Below are 15267 nucleotides of genomic sequence, written 5' to 3'. Positions count from 1 at the left end.
TGTTTTCACAAACTGCGCCGTAGAGCGGATGTACAACGGATTGGTCCTGTCTTAGGGCAGGATCATGCAGCTTGCGGAGGAGCTCAGATCAGCCAGGCGGGCTGACTCCTTGAGATTGGTCACCAGGACAGGCTGCCTGTGACCAGTCACATCTTAATAGTTTGTCATCCATAAAGCCAGCAGATGTTGCGCCAGAGGTTTGTTTTCGATACCACCGCCCTCACAGACTCGCAGGCGTGGGAGAGCGAGGGCTGCAGCACTCTATGCGATGGCATGTCTGCGATCCTGCATAGAGTCGCACAGGCTAGGCTGCATCTTGGTATAAGCTGTTACGTCCCGTACCCCTCGGTTTACAACGAGATAAGGGATTTTGTCAGGAACAACAACTGCGACATAGCGATAATGGGAAAGGTCGATACCTGGCTCGTCAAGAAGACTCCCGACAGGTACAGGGTCAAGATACCCTCGAAGATCTTCTACGAGTACGTGGACTACATGAGGAGCAGGATAAACAAGGGGATGAATGTGTCGGAGGAGGCGATATGGGAGGCTGTCTCGCGATGCATCTCCATCAGCGCGACAGGTGAGAGCCTGGATCAGATGAGGGAGGAGATCGAGAGGGAGGTGGTGGGGAGCATAATAAGAAAGTTCCGGGAGAAGTACAGGGCGGCCCTGAGATACGGCATACTCGACAGCGCCCCGGACATAGATGTTCTGCTGCTCGCCAAGGATCTGGATGCCGCAGTCGTATCCCAGGATCTCGGCATTCAGAGATGGGCAGAGCAGCTTGGGCTCAGGTTCATGGAGGCTAGGGCCTTCCCGCAGATGGTCCGGGAGTACATGAGCTTTGTTCCCCTCCATACAGAGGAGCTGGAGGACCGGATGGTCTGAGTCTCGCAACTCCGGAAGAGACGGTGCAGTTGAATAATTTCATGGACGCCGATGCGAGGGGCCGCTGCGAACGTAGGCCATCAGGTGATCTGGCGGCCCGGTAATTTAGCAGGAGGAGATGGCGTCTGATGCGGTTTATTGGAGTTCCACAGTTCGCCGCTCCGGCGATTCGACCGCATAAGTATGAAAATATTCACAACACATGCAGGTAGCCTGCATCAGCTTTGTGCCGCTCTGTGATGGTATCAGATGCAGGCTCCCTGCGTAGGATTGCGCAGCCAATCCTGCATAATACCTGCGATTTCAGCTATAATCCATACCAGGCGCGTCGTCCTGCACCTGGCATGCTCACCAACACGCTTACGGCGACTCCTTCAGCTTGAGCTGGATCTCCAGCTCCCTCTTGTTACCCTTGTACTGTATCTCGATCTTCAGGGGTTCCATAGGAGTGACGCCCAGCGTCCAGTCGTCCCTGGAGACATCAACCCTGCCGCCAGCCTCTATCGCAGATGCAAGCTCACGAATGAAGCCCGCCATCTCGCCGCGCGTTACGTATATCTCCTGCTCGAACTCATTCTCAGTGCTCAGAGGCATTCCGGAGCTCTTTCCGACCCTGCCTGGTATCTGGACCATTCGCATCACCTTTTGGATACTCGATCCGCAACTTAGATAACCTTATCGATCTCCAGGAGCGATGAGATGTCCAACTTCTTGGTAGTTCTAGAGGGAGCGTGGATAGTCAGGGACGTGAAGTCTGCTGATGATGCAATCGGTGTTGCGATCTCCGAGGCCGGAAAGAGGCTCAACCAGTGCAGCATGGAGTACGTCGAGGTCGAGGTCGGCCAGAGCTACTGCCCGAGCTGCGAGGAGCCGCTGGAGGGTGTTCTTCTTGTCGCAGGAACCGCCCTGGTCGGACTGATATTCGAGATAAAGATATTCAACGCCGAGAGCGAGGAGCACGCGGGAAGGATCGCAAAGGCGATGATAGGGAAGGCTCTCGGATCAGTCCCGCTGCGAGTGATAGAGGTCGAGAGGCTGAAGTGAAGGCCTGTAATGAAACCTTCGACTTCGTCGAAGGGCTTCGACAGCTCTCGATGCAATCGAGAGGCTTCGACAAAGTCGAAGCGCAGGAAGCTCTGGGCCTTCAGGCCGGAGAGGAAGTCGCACAGAAATGGCAGCCACCACGTCTCCCCAGAAAAACGCTCATGGTATGCTTGCGAAAGAATGCCATGCCCAGCTCTCTGTGCATGCGCTTTGGAAAGCATGGGGCTTTAACTCACAACAGCACACGGATCTTCAGCCTCACCGGTGCAGGAACACGCAGGAACACTTATAGTATTTCACCATCATCTTCTCGCAGATGATCAAACGAATTCCCTCAGGATGCAAGAGCATCGATGAGCTCCTCGGTGGCGGATTCGAGGCGGGAATAATCACACAGATATACGGCGAATCCGGCACCGGAAAGACCAACATAGTGATACAGCTATCAGTGCAGACCGTGAAACTCGGATCGCGTGTGATCTTCATAGATACCGAGGGATTCTCTCCGGATCGGTTCGTCCAGATAGCTGGAGAGAATGCGAAGGAGATCGCCTCGAAGATCGTGGTCTTCCAGCCGCTCAGCCTCGAGCAGCAGCACATGGCGATAAGGGATGCGTCCAGGATCGTCGGGCAGGGCTTCGGGCTCGTTGTTCTAGATTCCGCGACATCACTTTACAGAGCTGCCCTTGAAGCAAATGATAACCGCCAGATAAAGAGATCTTTGACAGCACAGCTATCAGAGCTCCAGGAGATCGCCAGAAGGCACAGCATGCCTGTGGTTATAACAAATCAGGTGTACATGGATGTCGACACGGGGGTCCTCAGACCTGTTGGAGGCACATCGATGGAGCACCTCTGCAAGGCGATACTTGCACTGGAGAGACTGGGCGAGGGGCGGAGGAGGATGCGCGTGGTGAAGCACAGGTCGCAGCCTGAGGGTGAGGTGGCAGATTTTCTGATAACATCAAGCGGTCTGGTCTGATGTCTCAGCTGTAGTGTTTGGACGTATCAGATCTGTGCTTCGCCGGCCACTACTCATCCCTAAGAGGTACATCGAGCCTCATCAGGTCCGATGCTATGAGCGTCTCAGGGAACACCTTCCGGGCATCGTTCAGAAGTGGTGTTGTATCCTCTGAGTACCTGGAGCTTATGTGTGTCAGAACCAGCCTTCTCACACCGGCCCTTGCGGCGAGCGCAGCAGCCTCTCCTGCGGTTGTGTGCTTCGTCTCCACAGCCCAGTCGAGCATATCATCGGCCAGCGCTCCATCGTGTATGAGCAGGTCCGCGTTCCTGCTCGCCTCCTCGATCTCCCGCGTCGGCCTGGTGTCCCCGCTGTACACGATCTTCCTGCCGGGTCTGGGAGCGCCAAGGACGTCCTCCGGCCTCACCAACCGCCCATCAATCTCCACGCTCTCCCCTCTCTGGAGCCTCCCGAACATGGGCCCGACAGGAACACCGAGCTCTATCGCGCGCTCCCTGTTGAACCTCCCGGGTCTCATGTCCTCCAGGAGCATGTACCCCAGGCTCGGCACGCTGTGCTGGGTTGCGATCGCCTTTACAGTGTATCCATTCATCCGCACAGCATCCCCGGGCTTAAGCTCCAGCGCCCTGACCTCGAAATCCCGCGCGCAGCATCCGAGGCCGTTCAGGATGCTCACCATCCTCGCCGTGCGCGGCGGTCCGGCTATCACGAGCGGATCCTCCCTCCCCTGGAAGGCCATCGTCTCCAGGAGCCCGGGTATCCCAAGTATGTGGTCCGCGTGAAGGTGGGTCAAAAATATGTGGCTAAGCCGCATCATGCCGGTCCTCGCGATCATCATCTGCCTCTGAGTGCCCTCACCGCAGTCGAAAAGAAGAAGCTCGCCCTCCCGGTTCACGAGAATGGCCGGCAGGCTCCTGTCAGGTGTGGGCAGAGAGCCGGCTGTGCCCAGAAAGATGACCTGGAGCAAAAGATCACCATCACGTCAGTGCATGTAGCTGTCGAGCCGCCTGAGACCTTCCATCTCGCTCCTGTCCATCCCAGAGATCTCTATGATCCTCTCCTGGATGTGTATCGGCGCCTTGGCCCTTATCGCCAGTGCCAGACAGTCGCTCGGCCTCGCATCGAGCTCGCTCCTCTTGGAGCCGTGCACGAGCGAGAGCCTGGCATAGTATATTCCTCCCTCGAGGTCGTCTATGAGCACATCCGAGATCGTCGCCTCCAGGCATTCCAGGACTGATATGAAGAGGTCGTGGGTCATCGGCCTGGGCGAGACCTCCCCGGAGAGGGCGTTGTGGATGGATATAGCCTCTGAGAGCCCGACGAAGATCGGAACTATCCGCGATCTCTCGTCCTCGAGGAGGACCACGGGTGAGGGGGCTCCGCCCAGCGTCTCTGCTATGTAAACACCCTTCACGCGCACAGGCACAATGCTATCCTCACCAGCATCCTCATAGGTTTCATCTGACATTTGACTTCCTCTCCGGAAAGGGAGATCCCGCCTGGGGGTTTCAGGCTCTTGCCACTGAGACCCTTATATTTACGCCGTCCACCTCCCAGTCCTTTGTGAGTTCTCCCTCAATATCTAAATCATTTCCCATTCTTAAAAGAGTCGCCCTTACCTCGCTGCTTATGTGGTCCTTCCAGCTGGATACAAGCCCGAGAACCTCACTGCTGTCCAGCGCGACGGACACCCGGATCATCTCGTCCACCTTCAGATCCAGATCCTTCCTCATGTCCTGTATCCTCCGTATGATCTCGCGCGCGTACCCCTCGGCTTTGAGTTCGTCAGTGAGCGTTATGTCCACGTACACAATGCCCTTCGAGAACTCGGCCGGTATGAGGTTCGCAGGAGGTATCTCCCTGAACTCGACCATCTCGCTTGTGATCGTGTAGCTCCTGCCCTTCCACTCCAGTGGCTCTCCTCCATCTATGATCCGCTTCACCTCCCTCGGATCCATGGATGTGAGAGCCTCGACCACATCCTTTGACTCTCCCTTGAACACAGGACCTATCTTCTTCTGAACAACTGAGACCTCCAGGTTCATCTCAGGCTTCTCTCCCGGAGGCAGGACTATCACATCCTTGGAGTTGGTCTGCGTCCTGAGAACATGGACGAGATCCCTGAGATCAAGCTGCTCATCGGATGAGATTATTATCCTGGAGACCGGCCAGCGGAGCTTTCTTCCGCCCTTCTGCCTTGCATTGGAGACAGCCTCCGAGATCTCTCTGACGTAGCTCATGCTCTCCTCGAGCCTTTTATCTATCAGATCCTCCCTGTAGCCGGGCCAGTCGCACATGTGAACAGACTCCAGCGCACCCGGATCCAGACCCCTCACGAGGTTCTGGTAGATGCTCTCAGCCAGGAACGGCGTGAACGGCGCCATGAGCTTGACCAGGGTCGACATGACGCTGTAGAGGGTTGCATAAGCCGCCAGCTTGTCGGGATCATCGGTCTCGATCCAGGTCCTTGGGCGCACCAGCTGGATGTACCATCTCGATAGATCTTCAAGAATGAAATTCTGCAGCGATCTCGTCACCCTGTGGAGCATGTACCCCGCCATGTTCTCCTCGATCTCCTTTGCGAGCGAGTTCACCCTTGAGATGATCCAGCGGTCCTCAGGCCTGAGATTGTACCTGCTTGTATCAGCCTTCGAGATGTCGAACCTGTCCAGTATCATGTAGGGCAGTGGGAAGCGGTATGCGTTCCAGAGAATGTTGAGCATGCGGTTGACATTCATCGCCCCCTCCCAGCTGAAGTGTAGATCCTCCCAGGGTGCATTAGATGAAAGGACGTAGAAGCGCAGGGTGTCGGCGCCGTATCTACCAACGACATCCTCTGGATGCACAACATTCCCTATGCTCTTTGACATCTTCCTGCCCTGCTCGTCGAGGGTGAACCCGTGCATCAACACGCTCTTGTACGGGGCCCTGCCGAATGCAACCATGCTCGCGCCGAGCTGCGAGTAGAACCAGCCTCTGGTCTGGTCATGCCCCTCTGTTATGAAGTCAGCAGGCCACCAGATATCGAAATCCCTCTCCTCTCTCGGGAAGTTCAGCGTTGCCCACGAGGCGACAGCGCTGTCGAACCACACATCGAAGACATCCGGCACCCTCTCCATCTCGCCTCCGCAGCTGCATCTCAGCTTCACATCGTCCACTGCGGGCCGGTGCAGATCCTCCACACTCCGGCCAGCCCTCATCTCAAGCTCCGCGGCTGTGCCGATGACATCCATGGAGCCGCAGCTCCTGCAGATCCAGATCGGCAGGGGAATTCCCCAGTACCGCTGCCTGGATATGCACCAGTCGCGGGCGTTCGATATCCAGTCCCTGAATCTCGCAGACCCTGCCCACTCCGGATACCAGGAGACCCTCTCGATCTCCTGTAGCATCTGCTCCCTCAGATCAGATATCCTGATGAACCACTGCCTTGTGGCTATGAATATTATCGGCGTCTTGCACCTCCAGCAGTGGCCGTATCGATGCACCAGCTCCCCACTCGCAAGGAGCGCGCCCCTCTCCATGAGATCCTCCACTACCTCTGGGTTCGCGTCCCTCACGTACTTCCCCTCATACTTCTCGCCTGCCTCTGATGTGTATCTCCCGTCCTCCCCGACAGGACAGAATATCGGGAGTTTCTTCTCGAGGCCGAGCTCGTAATCCTCGAGGCCGTGGCCCGGGGCTATGTGCACGATTCCCGTGTTCTCAGCGGTTACAAAATCAGCAAGATGAACTCCATGGACGAAATCCCTCTGAGGTGGGACCAGATCCTCTAGCGGGTTTCTGTAGGTCAGCGAGAGCAGGTCCTCTCCCCGCATGCTCTCGAGTATCTCATAATCCACGTACCTCCCCTGCTTCAGGACATTCTCTATGAGATCAGTTGCCATTATGAGAATATCATATGTGCCATCCCTGCGCCATGCCCTGACCTTTGAGTACATGAAGTCCTTATGAACAGCGACAGCAACGTTCGCTGGAATCGTCCAGGGTGTTGTCGTCCATATCACGATGTATGTGTTCTCCTCTCCCTCCACAGGGAACTTGACGTATATCGAGGGGTCTCTCTCATCCCAGTACTCGACCTCGGAGTCGGCGATGGCGGTCTGGCACCTCGGGCACCAGTTCACCACCCTCAAACCTCTTTCGAGCAGTCCCCTCTCATGTGCTCTCTTCAGAGTCCACCATGCCGCCTCGATGTACTCGTTCTTGAGCGTCATGTACGGGTTGTCCCAGTCGAGCCATACCCCGAGGGACTTGAACTGCTCCGTCATCTCATCCTTCTGTCTCAATGCGAAGCTCTTGCACTGCTCGATGAACCTGTCCACTCCGTATGTCTCGATGTCCCTCTTGCTCCCGAATCCGAGGTGCTCCTCGACCTTGACCTCTATGGGTAGTCCGTGCATGTCCCATCCGGCCCGGTCCTTGAGCTCATGTCCCCTCATGGACATGTATCTTAGAATGGAGTCCTTGATCACCTTGTTCCAGGCTGTGCCGAGGTGAATCCTGCCGGTCGTGTACGGCGGGCCATCGACGAAGAAGAACCGCCTTCCACCTGACCTCAGTCTCCTGACCTTGTGGTAGGTATCCTCTCTATGCCAGAGCTCTCTGACCTCATCCTCGACATTCTTGGGGTTGTACTGTCCTGGAACCTCGACGATCACACCCAGTCCTCCAGTAAAGCAGCTCTGGACCATTTGGTGATGCTCTATTTAGCCTTTATGCGGTCTCCGATCTGTAGGATATTCCAAAACAAGATCGTACAATTTCGCACTATGCAAAACCTGATCTCATCGATACTCTCCCAGGAGATCGCATCCACATCACGCCTGAGATGAGAACTTTATGGTTTGAGGTCTCCCAGATACGCTGATACCAGCCAGAGGGCCATGAGGGCGATGGCCAGGGCCATGAGCATTGCAGCCATTCTCTGATCCGAGCCTATCACCACTGGTAGAGGTCCGATCATGACAACCGCTCCGCCCCGGATCTCTCCCCTGCGGTCTGCAGGCATCTCTGTCTTCTCAGTATCATATCTACGCTCACGCATCATGCTCTCCACCATCAGAAGCATGATTCCAGAGACGATCATGAGGATCCCAAGAAGCAGCAAGTCTATCTCCTCCAGAGCGCTATCGAGATCAGCATGAGCGCTATCGCGAGAATCATGGCTGCAAACGCCATGCTCGGCGTGGAGCCGAAGACGATCGGTATCGGGCCTATGAGGATCACTCCCCCGAACTCGCTTTCTCCGAGATCGATGGAGAGGAGCGACATGATTGTGACGAAGATCCCAATCAGTATCAGAGACCAGCCGATCAGGCGGAGCATTCATCCACAGTATAGCCGCAAGATATAAAGGCATTTTTGCGAATTCGTGGGTGATGATCCAGAGACCCAGAGGAACCAGGGACTTCCCGCCTGAGGAGGCCCACAGAAGGCGTGCAGTCAGGGAGAAAATGATCGATGTGATGGAGAGATGGGGCTACCGCGAGGTCGCGACCCCGACTTTCGAACATCTGGAGCTCTTCACGCTCAAATCAGGTGAGGGGGTCATAGAGGAGATATACAGCTTCAGGGACAAGGGCGGCAGGGATATCGCCCTCAGGCCGGAGCTCACAGCGCCTGTGATGAGGATGTACGTCAGCGAGCTCCACAGCGCTCCAAAGCCACTGAGGCTCTACTACTTCGCCAACTGCTTCAGGTACGAGAGGCCGCAGAAGGGCAGGTTCAGGGAGTTCTGGCAGCTCGGCTGCGAGCTCATCGGCGGGAGGCGCTCCGACTCCGAGGCAGAGGTCATAGCGATGGCTGATGAGACCCTAAGAGCGGTTGGGATCAGAGGGGATATCCACATCGGTTATCTGGGACTGATAAGATCCATGCTGAAGATGGTCCCTGAGGCGCACAGGCAGGGCATAATGAGGCTCATCGACAAGAAGGAGAGGGATGCGCTCAGGGAGCTGCTCCAGAGCATCGGGGCTGAGGATCTCGGGATCATGGAGCTGATCAGCCTGAAGGGAAGGGGTGCGCTTGACAGAGCCGAGGAGCTGATCTCAGATCTCTCATCGATCGAGATCTCAACAGAAGGCACCGGCACTGCGCATTCTTCTGTGGAGGAGGCAGCTGGTGCGGCCGGCAGAGAGGGAGGACGTGCATCTGCGAGAGCCGGCAGATCTCCGGAGTCTGAGATGAACCTGGGCGAATTCAGGGAGACTCTGGAGCTTCTGGACGCATACGGTGTTGAGGCGACCGTCGACTTCGAGATAGTGCGCGGTCTCGAGTACTACACCGGCACGGTCTTCGAGATATACGCCTCCGGTCTGGGAGCCCAGAACCAGATATGCGGCGGCGGATCGTATGAGCTGGCCAGCCTCTTCGGCGGATCGGAGACGTTCTCCACAGGATTTGGCATCGGATTCGACAGGATAATGGAGGTCGTCGGCGAGGTCGATCGACCAAAGCCCCCTGTGGTTCTTGCATTTACTCCCGATGTGAAGATCGATGCCATCAGAATCGCGAAGCGCCTCAGGAATGTTTTTCCTGTAATCATAGATGTCATGGGACGCTCCCTGAGCGCTCAGCTGAAATCCGCATCCGCGATCAGTGCTGAGCATGTCATAATCGTGGGAAGAAGGGAGCTCGACTCCGGGAAGCTGGTTCTCAGGGATATGGTGAGAGGCTCTCAGGAGGAGCTGGGCATAGAGGAGATCGAGGAGCGACTGCGAAGCGCTTTTGGTCGAACTATTACACCGCAAAAATAGGGTTTTGGTACGGAAATGGTCATTGAATGCAGACCAATTTTCATCCAGATGGGTGACCTGCGCCATGAGCGTTTCCCGAAAAAGAGATATGCCCAGCGGATCTTCCTGCTGACGGCAACGCCATCCCGGATGTAAAACGGTTCGAGACTGTCTCGGCCCGGGACTGTCTAGGCAGCGATGATCTGCTGTTGGTTAACCTTCACGCCTGAAGTACCTCGGAGCGGTCTCGAGCGCCCTGGCTATCAGCTCCGCTCCCTTATCTAGATCCTCCAGGCTCAGAACCTCCACAGGCGAGTGGATGTACCTCGTGGCGATGCTCACAACTCCTGTCTTCACCCCCTCTCTCGAGAGCTGGATAGCGGTCGCATCAGTCGTGCCGCCACCTGAGACATCGAGCTGTACGGGTATGCTGAACTGATCTGCTGTCTCCTGGAGCCAGTTGAGGACATCCTGATCTGCTATCAGCCCGCGACCGGATGCGTCCACGACTGTTATGACCGGCCCCTTCCCCATCTCGAGGGCGGAGTCCTTCTTCTCTATGCCCGGATGATCCCCTGGGATCGTCGTGTCCGTGACTATTGCTAGATCGGGCTTGATGCCGAACGCGCATGTCTTCGCGCCCTTCAGGCCGACCTCCTCCATCACTGTGCTGACCGCATACACCGTGCACTCAGTCCTGGTTCTCTTCATGGCCTCTATCATCATCGCCACACCGGCACGGTTATCAAACGCCTTTCCTGTGACCCTGTCCCCTCTGAGGGAGACAAATGTTCTGTCGATTGTTATGGGCACCCCGGGAAGGATCCCCATCACCCTCGCCTCGTTCTGGTCCCTCGCCCCGACATCTATGAACATGTCCCTGGATTCGACAGGCTTCTTCCTGTCCTCCTCCTTCATCACATGCGGCGGCTTTGACCCGATGACGCCGAAGACGGGGCCGTTCTTTGTGTGAAGTACCACCCTCTGGTTAAGAAGCGTCTGGTCGAACCATCCGCCGATCTTAACGAAGTACACGAAGCCCTTCTCATCCACAAACTTGACCATCAGGCCTATCTCATCGGCGTGTGCTGCTATCATCACAGACGGCCTCTTGCCCCTCCTGGTAGCGACCAGGTTTCCCAGCGTGTCCCTCTTAACCTCATCGACGTGGGGAGCCAGCTCATCTCTTATGATCTCCATCACGCTCCCCTCCCTCCCCGAGATTCCATGGGCGTTGCTGAGCCTCTCAAGCAAAGATCTCATCCAGATCCTCCTATCTACGCGGTTCTTATCCTGGCACCCTCGTTCCTAGATCTTGTTATAATAATCTCCCCACCGATATCGCCCATCACATCGCGGGCTGCTGACTCTATCTCCCTGGTGTTCGTGTCGGTTATCGCATACACCGTGGGGCCGAATGAGCTCAGGCCGGCGCATGCCGCCCCAGCCGATACCATCTCCTGCATCAGCGTTCTGACCATAGGATGCTGCAGCTCGACCTCCACACGCTTGAAGCCGAGCTGCTGTATCCTGTTCACCGCCATCCCGAACGTATCGAGGTCCTCCTCAATAACAGACGGCAGCATCCTCACCATTATCTGGTAGCAGAGCTCCTGGACATCTGAGAGGGGGACAGGGCAGTACTCCCTGAATATATCGACCTCCCGCTGGCCGTATGCGCCCTTCTCTATGTTAGGAACAGCAAGCACGATATTCCAGCTCTCAGGGAAGTCATGGCGCGCTATCACAGGCGGCGGTCTCACCCCGGCGCTGGCAGAGGACGGCCTGAAGTCTGATTTCTCCCTGCCAGGGCCGAACGTGTGTCCCCCATCCACAATGAACCCGCCCATCTCGAATGCCGCGACACCTATTCCGCTGGTCCCGCCGCGGCTCACCGCAGACGCTATCTCTCTGATGCTCGCCTTCTTGCCGTAAAGCTCGCAGAGCGTCTTTCCGACCGCCACAGCGAGCTGTGTCCCGCTGCCCAGACCCACATGCGTCCTGTAGCAGCTTCTGACAGATATGCGCGCCCCTCCAAGGCCGAATCTCTCTGCGACCTTCTTCGCCGCGTCCAGCGCTCTATCAGCCTGATCTCCATCGACTGATAGATCCCTGTCGATCTCTCCCTCCACGACTATGTTCGGCTTATCGAGCGCAATCCCCACTCCACCATCGACCCGCCCGGCCTCGCCGCAGAGGTCTGTGAGCGTCATGTGGATCCTTGCAGGCGTCTCTATGATCACCCTTCGCGTGTCCTGGAACATGTTGTATGGAAATGTCTCTCTTATGGCGATCAGCGGCTCGCCCTTTCTTATGATCTTGTATCTCCTTGAGAGCATCAGCTCCCTGGGGAAGATGTTGAAGAGCTGGCTCATCCTCTCGTCCGCCTGCTCGCACTCTGTCTTTGTTATATCCCTTCGCGACTCTATGCGGTGCTTGTGGAGTATCTGGCCTATCGGGATGTCAGCGCGCATCAGGTCGTTCCTGAACCCGGGCTCCAGCCTCTTGAGCGGGGTGTATGAGACCGCATGTATCAGCGTCTCGCCTGTGCGGGCGTTCTTCAGCCTGACAACACGGTAGTTGACTTCCTCCCCGACCTCAATGTTGAGCTCCCTGGCGACATCCCCGGTCGCGGGCACCACCCTCTGCTCCAGCGTCTCGATTCCCACAGGCGAGCCTGTGATCACCTCCAGCAGGCTCGTCACAGAGCCGTCGGTTCCCAGAAGCATCTTCTGCACAGGACTGAGCCTTCCAACAATCCTCTCGAGCTTCGCTATCTCCTGGGCCACGGGAAAGGCAAAGGACATGTTTGTGGAATCTGGTGGAATAGAATAAAGTTTTTCCCTTTCTGAATCCTGGCTGGATGGGGCATTGAGATGACGAGTTCAAGACTCCCGGGATTCTACAAGCTGCCTCCCGATGAGCGGCTTGGAAAGATCGTTGAGGCCTGCGGTGATGCTGAGATAAAGGAGATGATAAAGAGCGGTCTGAGTCTGGAGCAGGCAGACAAGATGGTGGAGAACGTGATAGGTCTCTTTCAGGTTCCGCTCGGGATCGCTACAAACTTCATAATAGACGGGCGCGAGGTTCTGGTGCCGATGGCAACCGAGGAGCCATCTGTCATAGCAGCTGCCAGCAACGGAGCCAGGATGGCGCGCGATGGCGGCGGATTCTTCACCAGCTCAACGGGGCCTGTGATGAGAGCCCAGATACAGGCTGTTGATCTGAAGGATCCGCATGGAGCGAGGTGCAGGATCCTGGAGCACGCATCTGAAATAACGAGGATCGCAAACGAGGTCGACCCGATGCTCGTCAGGCTCGGCGGGGGGGCTGTGGGCCTGGAGGTGCACGTCATCGATTCCAGAGCCGGCCCGATGGTCGTCACTCACCTCCTGGTCGACTGCAGGGATGCGATGGGCGCGAACGCTGTTAACACAATGGCAGAGGCTGTGGCTCCTGAGATCGAGCGGCTTACCGGCGGGAGGGTTCATCTCCGGATAATCTCGAATCTCGCGGACATGCGCCTCGCCAGGGCGCGGGCTGTTTTCAAAGCAGACGCAATAGGAGGAGCGGAGACGGTCTCTGCGGTCTTCAAGGCCGCAGCGCTCGCCGAGGTCGATCCCTACAGGGCTGCCACGCACAACAAGGGGATCATGAACGGGATTACAGCTGTTGTTCTCGCGACAGGCAATGATACCCGCGCGGTCGAGGCGGGAGCGCATGCATACGCCGCCAGATCCGGGCAGTACTCATCTCTATCAAGATATGAGATCGATAGCAACGGGGATCTTGTGGGCACGATAGAGCTTCCTGTGGCGGTTGGGCTTGTGGGCGGGGCCACGCGGGTGCATCCCGTGGCCAGGGCGGCTGTGAGGATACTCGGAGTGAGATCTGCGGATGAGCTCAGCAGGGTGATGGCAGCAGTCGGCCTCGCCCAGAACTTCGCGGCGCTGAGAGCTCTTGCCACAGAGGGCATCCAGCGCGGGCACATGTCGCTGCACGCGAGAAACATCGCGCTACAGGCCGGAGCAAGGGGAGAGATGGTGGAGATCATCGCTGAGAGAATGGCGTCAGAGCAGAGGATAAACATAGAGCGTGCGTCCGAGCTTCTAAGAGAGCTGGGTGGTTCCCATTGAGGATAGGCGTTCTGGGCCCGAGGGGCTCATACTCGGAGATGGCCGCAGCGAGGCGCTTTCCAGATGCAGAGCTTGTTTACTTCGATGATATAGAGGACGTCTTTGATGCCGTGGAGCGCCGTGATGCGGATATGGGGGTTGTTCCGCTGGAGAACAGCCTGGAGGGATCTGTGGCCCTGACGCTGGATCTTCTTCTCAGAAGATCCCTCTTCATATGCGGGGAGGTTGTGATCCCGATAAGGCACTGTCTTCTGGGGAGAGGCGATCCTGACAGTGTCAGAATCATACTCTCACATCCCCAGGCGCTCGCGCAGTGCAGGCAGTACATAAGGCGCAGGTATCCGGGTGTTGAGGTTAGAACCACAGGCTCAACAAGCCATGCAGCCAGGCTGGCTCAGGAGTTCCCGGAGATGGCCGCGATAGCGAACCTGGAGGCTGCGAAGACATACGGGCTCAAGGTGCTCGACAGGGACATACAGGACTCCAAGAACAATGTGACCAGGTTTGTCGTTCTATCAAGAGAGATGTCGAGGAGAACAGGCGATGACAGGACGTCGATAGTCGTCTACCTCGAAAAGGACAGGCCAGGAGCGCTCTTCTCTATTCTAAGAGAGTTCGCGGTCAGAAACATCAATCTCACAAGGATAGAGTCGCGGCCCAGCAGGAGGGAGCTGGGGGATTACTACTTCTTCATAGACCTTGAGGGTCACATGGAGGACGATGCTGTGAGGGAGGCGCTGGAAGGCATCGAAAAGGCCGCGAACATGGTCAGGGTCCTGGGGTCGTATCCGAAAGGCCAGGCGGTTTTAGAGTGATACTGTAGAACACTCATGGTAATGCGTCGATCTGCTATCGGTATCGTATCTCCAATAATTTCAGTGATGTGCAAGCAGGCAGTCTACCTACCACGTGTGGATAAGTGCAAAAGCAATAGCTTCAGGCAGTTCGCAGTCATCAACCACGCTGCAGGGCGTCGGACAAGTATTAACATGTCCAATGAGTCGATTTCCATGCCGACATTGTTCAAGATAAACATCTACAGGAGCCGGCCCATCGAGATCAACTCAACGAAGGTAAACTACCTGCAAGCAAGTTGCTTACATACGTCATCGGTTAGTGTGTCTGGGTTTGTGGTTGGTCATATGGTATGATCGTGCTTGGATTTCGGTAATAAATTCTCTGGGAGTTATAGCTCAAAAATCGATACGCAGGAATGCGGGGGACGGGATTCGAACCCGCGAACACCTACGTGACAGGACCCTCAATCCTGCGCCTTTGACCCGTGCTGCATCAGAAATCTTCGATTTCTTCGCAGCACGTCGATTTTTGACCTTTTCCACTGCTGCTTCAACTTGTGGAGTCCCGAAATTATTTCGCGTCTCATCTAACTCCGGCGTAATAGTCCGGAATATGAAGCTGACCCAGGCGAAGGTTCGCTGTATTCTTCGCCAGAACCGCAAAGGTGTGGCCACGAAAGAGA

General features: G+C 56.4%; 14 protein-coding genes. 6 read left to right on the top strand and 8 right to left on the bottom strand.

Features of this window, described 5'->3' with window-relative positions; translation table 11 throughout:
• The first annotated feature begins 183 nt into the window (after positions 1-183).
• Positions 184-891, top strand: a complete 708-nt coding sequence (locus tag QFX31_RS06705; protein ID WP_348531347.1) for an RNA ligase partner protein — start codon at positions 184-186, stop codon at positions 889-891.
• Positions 892-1251: 360 nt separating this feature from the next.
• On the opposite strand, the gene QFX31_RS06700 is transcribed toward QFX31_RS06705, so the two are convergent.
• Entirely contained in the window at positions 1252-1524 is a 273-nt protein-coding gene (locus QFX31_RS06700) for an amphi-Trp domain-containing protein (RefSeq protein WP_348531346.1), read from the bottom strand.
• A 66-nt stretch (positions 1525-1590) separates the two neighbouring features.
• On the opposite strand from QFX31_RS06700, the gene QFX31_RS06695 reads away from it, so the two are divergent.
• Both QFX31_RS06695 and radB read left to right on the top strand, forming a co-directional pair.
• Positions 1591-1935 (top strand): DUF555 domain-containing protein, encoded by a 345-nt coding sequence (locus tag QFX31_RS06695; protein ID WP_348531345.1) that lies wholly within the window; start codon positions 1591-1593, stop codon positions 1933-1935.
• A 316-nt stretch (positions 1936-2251) separates the two neighbouring features.
• On the top strand, positions 2252-2917 hold the full coding sequence (radB, locus tag QFX31_RS06690; RefSeq protein ID WP_348531344.1) for a DNA repair and recombination protein RadB: 666 nt from the start codon (positions 2252-2254) through the stop codon (positions 2915-2917).
• Positions 2918-2966: 49 nt separating this feature from the next.
• On the opposite strand, the gene QFX31_RS06685 is transcribed toward radB, so the two are convergent.
• The 5 genes from QFX31_RS06685 to QFX31_RS06665 all read right to left on the bottom strand — a co-directional run bounded on the left by QFX31_RS06685 (position 2967) and on the right by QFX31_RS06665 (position 8242).
• Positions 2967-3884 (bottom strand): ribonuclease Z, encoded by a 918-nt coding sequence (locus QFX31_RS06685; RefSeq protein ID WP_348531343.1) that lies wholly within the window; start codon positions 3882-3884, stop codon positions 2967-2969.
• Positions 3885-3899: 15 nt separating this feature from the next.
• Positions 3900-4385 carry a bifunctional nuclease family protein gene (locus QFX31_RS06680; RefSeq protein WP_348531342.1) on the bottom strand — a complete coding sequence of 162 codons (486 nt, stop codon included), beginning with the start codon at positions 4383-4385 and terminating at the stop codon, positions 3900-3902.
• Between the two features lie 40 nt (positions 4386-4425).
• Complete coding sequence (gene ileS / locus QFX31_RS06675) at positions 4426-7575, bottom strand: isoleucine--tRNA ligase (protein ID WP_348531341.1); 3150 nt, start codon at positions 7573-7575, stop codon at positions 4426-4428.
• Positions 7576-7754: 179 nt separating this feature from the next.
• Positions 7755-8024, bottom strand: a complete 270-nt coding sequence (locus tag QFX31_RS06670; RefSeq protein WP_348531340.1) for a DUF131 domain-containing protein — start codon at positions 8022-8024, stop codon at positions 7755-7757.
• Between the two features lie 2 nt (positions 8025-8026).
• Positions 8027-8242 (bottom strand): DUF131 domain-containing protein, encoded by a 216-nt coding sequence (locus tag QFX31_RS06665; protein ID WP_348531339.1) that lies wholly within the window; start codon positions 8240-8242, stop codon positions 8027-8029.
• A gap of 50 nt (positions 8243-8292) precedes the next feature.
• Between QFX31_RS06665 and hisS the strand changes: the two genes are divergently transcribed.
• Positions 8293-9672, top strand: a complete 1380-nt coding sequence (hisS, locus tag QFX31_RS06660; protein ID WP_348531338.1) for a histidine--tRNA ligase — start codon at positions 8293-8295, stop codon at positions 9670-9672.
• 192 nt (positions 9673-9864) lie between these two features.
• Here hisS and QFX31_RS06655 read toward each other — a convergent pair whose 3' ends face one another.
• Together QFX31_RS06655 and QFX31_RS06650 are read right to left on the bottom strand one after the other, a co-directional pair.
• Positions 9865-10914: a M42 family metallopeptidase gene (locus QFX31_RS06655; protein ID WP_348531337.1), complete on the bottom strand. Its 1050-nt coding sequence runs from the start codon at positions 10912-10914 to the stop codon at positions 9865-9867.
• A 14-nt stretch (positions 10915-10928) separates the two neighbouring features.
• Positions 10929-12458, bottom strand: coding sequence for a beta-ribofuranosylaminobenzene 5'-phosphate synthase (locus tag QFX31_RS06650; RefSeq protein ID WP_348531336.1), 1530 nt, complete (start codon positions 12456-12458; stop codon positions 10929-10931).
• A 69-nt stretch (positions 12459-12527) separates the two neighbouring features.
• On the opposite strand from QFX31_RS06650, the gene QFX31_RS06645 reads away from it, so the two are divergent.
• Positions 12528-13787, top strand: coding sequence for a hydroxymethylglutaryl-CoA reductase, degradative (locus QFX31_RS06645; protein WP_348531335.1), 1260 nt, complete (start codon positions 12528-12530; stop codon positions 13785-13787).
• Entirely contained in the window at positions 13784-14602 is an 819-nt protein-coding gene (gene pheA / locus QFX31_RS06640) for a prephenate dehydratase (RefSeq protein ID WP_348531334.1), read from the top strand. Before QFX31_RS06645 ends, pheA begins: the two co-directional genes overlap by 4 nt.
• Positions 14603-15267 lie beyond the last annotated feature (665 nt).

The sequence above is a fragment of the Methanothrix sp. genome (assembly GCF_030055635.1).
In the GTDB taxonomy this organism is placed as follows: Archaea; Halobacteriota; Methanosarcinia; order Methanotrichales; family Methanotrichaceae; genus Methanothrix_B.
Note: the sequence above shows the minus strand (reverse complement) of the source record. Positions and strands in the feature narration are given on the sequence as shown.

Excerpts from the sequence above, each read along its gene's own strand:
- QFX31_RS06665 (WP_348531339.1), bottom strand. The coding sequence starts at position 8,242 with ATGCTCCGCCTGATCGGCTGGTCTCTGATACTGATTGGGATCTTCGTC.
- radB (WP_348531344.1), top strand. The coding sequence starts at position 2,252 with ATGATCAAACGAATTCCCTCAGGATGCAAGAGCATCGATGAGCTCCTC.
- QFX31_RS06655 (WP_348531337.1), bottom strand. The coding sequence starts at position 10,914 with ATGAGATCTTTGCTTGAGAGGCTCAGCAACGCCCATGGAATCTCGGGG.
- QFX31_RS06695 (WP_348531345.1), top strand. The coding sequence starts at position 1,591 with ATGTCCAACTTCTTGGTAGTTCTAGAGGGAGCGTGGATAGTCAGGGAC.
- QFX31_RS06650 (WP_348531336.1), bottom strand. The coding sequence starts at position 12,458 with ATGTCCTTTGCCTTTCCCGTGGCCCAGGAGATAGCGAAGCTCGAGAGG.
- QFX31_RS06645 (WP_348531335.1), top strand. The coding sequence starts at position 12,528 with ATGACGAGTTCAAGACTCCCGGGATTCTACAAGCTGCCTCCCGATGAG.
- QFX31_RS06700 (WP_348531346.1), bottom strand. The coding sequence starts at position 1,524 with ATGGTCCAGATACCAGGCAGGGTCGGAAAGAGCTCCGGAATGCCTCTG.
- QFX31_RS06680 (WP_348531342.1), bottom strand. The coding sequence starts at position 4,385 with ATGTCAGATGAAACCTATGAGGATGCTGGTGAGGATAGCATTGTGCCT.
- QFX31_RS06705 (WP_348531347.1), top strand. The coding sequence starts at position 184 with ATGTTGCGCCAGAGGTTTGTTTTCGATACCACCGCCCTCACAGACTCG.